Source organism: Actinomyces sp. oral taxon 849 str. F0330 (genome assembly GCF_000239715.1).
Lineage (GTDB): Bacteria > Actinomycetota > Actinomycetes > Actinomycetales > Actinomycetaceae > Actinomyces > Actinomyces johnsonii.
Genome location: NZ_JH470360.1, coordinates 1 through 4,505 on the forward strand (window position 1 = coordinate 1; position 4,505 = coordinate 4,505).

General features: G+C 63.5%; 6 protein-coding genes and 1 pseudogene. 2 read left to right on the plus strand and 5 right to left on the minus strand.

Annotation, left to right across the window (positions count from 1 at the left end; genetic code table 11):
- Positions 1-163 (minus strand): annotated as a pseudogene (locus tag HMPREF0975_RS15785) (IS110 family transposase); the annotation flags it as partial.
- A gap of 400 nt (positions 164-563) precedes the next feature.
- Here HMPREF0975_RS15785 and HMPREF0975_RS17140 point away from each other — a divergent pair.
- Positions 564-698, plus strand: coding sequence for a hypothetical protein (locus HMPREF0975_RS17140; RefSeq protein WP_009234655.1), 135 nt, complete (start codon positions 564-566; stop codon positions 696-698).
- Between the two features lie 83 nt (positions 699-781).
- Here the strand turns inward: HMPREF0975_RS17140 and HMPREF0975_RS12975 are convergent, their stop codons facing one another.
- The 4 genes from HMPREF0975_RS12975 to HMPREF0975_RS12985 form a co-directional block, all read right to left on the minus strand.
- The gene (locus tag HMPREF0975_RS12975; RefSeq protein WP_156808305.1) at positions 782-1,168 is read right to left on the minus strand and encodes a hypothetical protein; all 387 of its coding nucleotides are present in this window, start codon (positions 1,166-1,168) and stop codon (positions 782-784) included.
- A gap of 1,359 nt (positions 1,169-2,527) precedes the next feature.
- Positions 2,528-2,755: a hypothetical protein gene (locus HMPREF0975_RS15790; RefSeq protein ID WP_156808306.1), complete on the minus strand. Its 228-nt coding sequence runs from the start codon at positions 2,753-2,755 to the stop codon at positions 2,528-2,530.
- Positions 2,756-2,800: 45 nt separating this feature from the next.
- Entirely contained in the window at positions 2,801-3,043 is a 243-nt protein-coding gene (locus HMPREF0975_RS12980; protein ID WP_141425147.1) for a hypothetical protein, read from the minus strand.
- A gap of 28 nt (positions 3,044-3,071) precedes the next feature.
- Positions 3,072-3,716: a hypothetical protein gene (locus HMPREF0975_RS12985; RefSeq protein WP_009234659.1), complete on the minus strand. Its 645-nt coding sequence runs from the start codon at positions 3,714-3,716 to the stop codon at positions 3,072-3,074.
- Between the two features lie 401 nt (positions 3,717-4,117).
- Between HMPREF0975_RS12985 and HMPREF0975_RS16330 the strand changes: the two genes are divergently transcribed.
- Positions 4,118-4,505 (plus strand): hypothetical protein (locus HMPREF0975_RS16330; RefSeq protein ID WP_009234660.1); only part of this gene is annotated, 388 nt, incomplete at its 3' end.

Genomic DNA, 4,505 nt, shown 5'->3' on the forward strand with positions numbered 1-4,505 from the left:
ACAGTCCGGGCAGGTAGCCCACGGTGATGCCCATGTCCTGAGCCACCGCCACCGCCAGGGCCCCGATGGTGGCGGGCTGGTCTACTACCACCAGCAGGTGTCCGTGATCGGCCAGCTTCTTGTAGAGAGCACGCAGGCGCTCCTCGTCGTTGGGTAGGGGCCCGCTCGAGGACCTTCCGCCCTTCCTGGCTCAGGGCCGTGGCCCAGTGCTCGCTCCTTGCCGACGCCCGGTGCCGATGAAGACGTCGATGTCCTCGATATCCATCTCTCCTGCCGCCTCTCGGTCAAGTCGATACGGGGTCAGCCAGTGGACAACCGGTCCCGCACCCACGCCTGCGAAAGACCTCACACTCGATGGGTCGTTCCCCTTATCAGCGGTCACCAGCGCCCGGCTGCTGCGGGTGACAACACCCCCCGGATCATCTAAGGACAGGGGCAAGACATCATGCCCACAGCAGCTGGCCCAGCCCCGGACCACCCGGGACCACCAACAAGGTAACGGGAGAGACGAGCCGAGAAGCCTCCCGGGCACCATGACGGGGAGAGAAGGAGGTGAGAAAAAAATGGAAAAGAAGAATAAGCCTCTCCGACAGTGCCCTAGGGGCTCTGGGAAGCCGTCCTGGCGCGAGGTCGTCATCGCGCTCGCCATGGCCATCAGGGAACTGAGCAAGCTGATTCAGCTGTACATCATGAACTGACTGACAGCGGGGAGGGGCTGGTTCCGATCGAGCCCACCCCTCAGCTGCTCACCCATAGAAGCGGACGCAACGACTCGATGATGCTACGGGGTCGAAGTCTCATGGGATGGAGATTTGCTGATGTCACGAAGTGATTCAGCCGGGGATTCCCTGGCGGCGCTCTCGGCGGCCAGGGTGGCCTCGAGCTCGACGGCGAGCTCATCGACGGCCTTTTGGGCGGCAGGGCGACGCCGGGAGTCGGCGACGTCGAGTAGCGCACGCCGGGCTTTGAGACGCCCCGCCAGAAGGCGCGAGCGGGGGATTGAGTCGATTCGGCATCGCTCGGCCTCGGCCTGAGCGATGGCCCACTCCCGCCTGAGCATTACCCGTTCATGCTCGGCAGCCCGTTTCTGGCGGGCTGAGGGCAGCACGGTCCCGTGATCGATCCAAGCGTCCAGGCGGTACTTGAGCCAGTACTCGGCCCGACGCACTTTCCGCAGGTCGTAGGTCCATGAATGACCGTCAGGCCGTCGGTCAATGGCTTCCTGCAGATCGGCGACAGTCCATCCAGCTGCGACGAAGGGACGTATCACGTGGGCCACCCATCGATCAGTTGTGCTTCGAAGAGTAGGAACGTCTTCAGCGAGTAGACGCGCTGAAGCAACCGTTGTCTCATCCTTGCTTTTCGTGATGGCACGTTTCCACCATGGGCGCCATCGATTGGCTGGGAGCCATTGACCTGGCCGCACTGCGGCCAGGCGATTGGTTTCAGTACCGCGTAGTGGTTTGAGATGGTTGATGGAACCTTTCGCGTGCGCGCGCGGGGATCTATTTCTACCCATACATGGGGAGGGGGGCAGTTTTCCTCCACACGCTACGAGGGAGCGGATCTCCTCGACCTCGGAGAGAGGGATAAGCAGAACCCTGACCGCCGCGTCATTGGAGACCACTACGGTCCCATCGGGCCTGGTGGAGGCATTGGTGGATGCCGGAGCCCACATCCCCGATCTTCCCGGCGCCACCTCGGCCAAGAGCCCTCGGGACTCGGCCCACCGTCGATACGCTTTCATCGTCGTCGACGAGCGCCGCCCTGTGGCGCGAAGCACGTCAGATGTGGTGTACCTCGTCGTCATCGAGGAGATATCGACGTGTGATGCGACCTCGCGGGCCCACAGCAGCACCGAGCGACGCCGGGAGTCATACCACGATTCCCGATCCACGGCCCGCTCCACCGCTATCAGCCACTCCCTCTGCGAGGAGGCGACCCCGCACCCCTCGGGAACCGCGGCGGCCACCACCAGAGCGCTGGTCTCGGCCCGGCGGCTCACGCGTCGACGACGCGGCATGCCCGTACCGGTCCGCGACACAGCCGTAACTGAACGGGGAGTGCAACCAGAGACAACCTCTGCTACCATGGGATCAGACCACCTTGAGCTTCTTGATGGTTTGACCACATCGATCTTGATGCGAGCATCTTGATCTTGTTGAGAGCACCGTGATCCTGGTCCGATCTTCTTGTTCTCTCGGTCCTTCTTGACGGCAGTTCATTGTTGGCACCCTTCCTTTCATTGCCAGTGCCCCTGGTTTTGAGGGAAAAACTTTCATATGCCCCATAGGTTTCACCTCATAGACCTCCTTTTGTTTACGAGCCCCGTTACCTTCGTGGTCCTCGTTCTCGTGGTGGTTCTCATGTTCGTGGTCCTTGTGGTCCTCGTTCTTGGGGTGGCCCCTGTGTGGCTGGAGAGTTGGTTGCGAGTCGCGTTGCTTGCTAGGCGTTGGGCGGCTCGAAGGCTTGAATGTGGCCCGGTCCCCGGCAGGGACCGGGCCACATCGCTTTATCTATTTAGTTGTCAAGCAGCATGAATCACCGTCGGGAACGGTTCCGGCAGATCAGCGCGATCCCACCAGCTGGGCACTCCCTGTCTGTCGACCATGCACATATCGCGGCGCAGGAGCTCCTCGATATAGCGTGTGCGGGATACGCCGATCGTCTTTCTCACCTGATCCAGACGCGCTGAAAGATCTGGGCCCAGGTTCACGTACAACGGTGCACGGGATGAGATGGACTGAATTGACATGGCCCCACCATACATGACTGTTGTTTGCTTTGCGAGACAACACTCCTAGTTCTTTCCCAGAGGGAGGGCCTGCTGCCGGGGGGCGGTGTCCCACCACGTGGGAACACCCTGCTCATCGACCTCCGACATGCTCTGCGTCAGAAGCTCTGAGATATAACGCGTGCGGGTGACGCCCCCCACCATCGCCCGGGCTCGATCCAGGTGCTCGATGAGAGCAGGATCGATATTCGCGTGGAGGATGGCGCCGTCCCGCGGCCTGATGCTTTGCTTGCTGCTCTGGCGTGACACCGCTTCACAGTAACGCAGAACCGCTGCTCTATCGCGGAGGATCATCGCGCCCCTCCCGCGGGAGCCCGCCCTCGACGATGGTCTGCCAGCGGGCGTTGTGGCCGTGGGACATGATGACGCTCTGGTGGTGGGGGAGTGTGGCGATGGTGTCCAGGACGGCCTGGGTGATCGTTGAGCGCCGACCCCAGCGGGCCGCCGCGGCTTCGGCGGCCATGGGGGCGTCGCCCCAGCTCCTGAGACCGGAGCGCAGGGTCGTCGCGAGCGTGTAGATGGCCGCGGCTATCTCCCAATCCGGATGACTCCACCCCTCCGGGGCCGGGTGGGCGCTGATCATGGATCGATCAGGCTCCGGTAGGGGGTCGAGGTGGGGGAGGTATCCGGAGTGGGTGAGCAGGGACGCTGTCATGGGCATGTCGTTGCGCCACGCGCGACGGGCGGCGACGGCGTGAGGGGAGGCCGGGTACGCGACAGGCTGGTCGGCGGCCCACTCGCCCAGCCAGACGGCGTCGGTCAGGGCCTGGCAGGCCGGGGTGGGCAGGCGGGTGATGTCGGCGAGGATGAGAGCCTGCATGGCCTGCTCCCTGGCCGAGCGGACGAGCTCAGGGGAGAGGTCCTCGAAAAGATCCGGGGTACTGGGGGGCATCTCCGGGATGGGCAGGTCGAATTTACTCATGGTGCTGTGCGGGAGTGGGTGGCCGGAAGGGGTGGGGCCCCGGCCATGCCGGAACCCCACCCCCGGGTGCGGGCGAAGGTGCGCGCACGGAATGTAAGTGCCTCCCACCATAGCGGGCGCACCAGGATGAAGCGGACCGCTGCCTCGGTACTGCTCCACCTACATGAAATCTCGATACCATAAGTCTATTAGTTCACGGTGTTGTGGTATCAGATCGGAGGTCGTCGTGGAGTCTGGCGGGCGGGTGGATCCTGCCGTGGTGTTGGTTGGATCGGTCGTTGGTGGTGGTGGAGCGTTTGGTGCCAGTAGGGGGCGGTGATGATGATGCCGGCTCAACCGGCTCCGGATCCGCCGCTTCTCGAGGGGCCCGCCAACAACTCACCCAACAAGCCCAACAGAGCATGCCGAAGCTTATTCACATCCCCTTCTCCCCCCATGAGGAGGTCCCCCCTGACCCGAAGCAGGAGGCAAGCCTGAACCGTAAGGTGGAGGAGAAGGCGCCCAAGTTGTTCAGGCGTGAGGAGCGCGGGCTCAATCGTCTGCTGAGTCTGAGTTATCCGTGGGATCGGGAGCCCAGTGCGGGTGAGGTGCGGATGTTCCATGAGTTGGAGGGGGCGCTGCGTCGGGCGAGTTTCCGTGAGCGGGACAAGGCCAAGGTGGCCTTCGATCGTCCTCCGGGTCGGATGTCGGGGCGGGATATGGTCCAGCGCCGGGCTCAGATCCAGATGGGGCAGCTTCCCACGGCCAGGCCGTGGCGCAGGCAGGTTTACGCCCATACCCCCTCGCCGA

What these genes read in the sequence shown, in the direction of transcription:
- HMPREF0975_RS17140 (WP_009234655.1), top strand. Translation starts at nt 564, where the DNA reads ATGGAAAAGAAGAATAAGCCTCTCCGACAGTGCCCTAGGGGCTCTGGG.
- HMPREF0975_RS15790 (WP_156808306.1), bottom strand. Translation starts at nt 2,755, where the DNA reads ATGTCAATTCAGTCCATCTCATCCCGTGCACCGTTGTACGTGAACCTG.
- HMPREF0975_RS12985 (WP_009234659.1), bottom strand. Translation starts at nt 3,716, where the DNA reads ATGAGTAAATTCGACCTGCCCATCCCGGAGATGCCCCCCAGTACCCCG.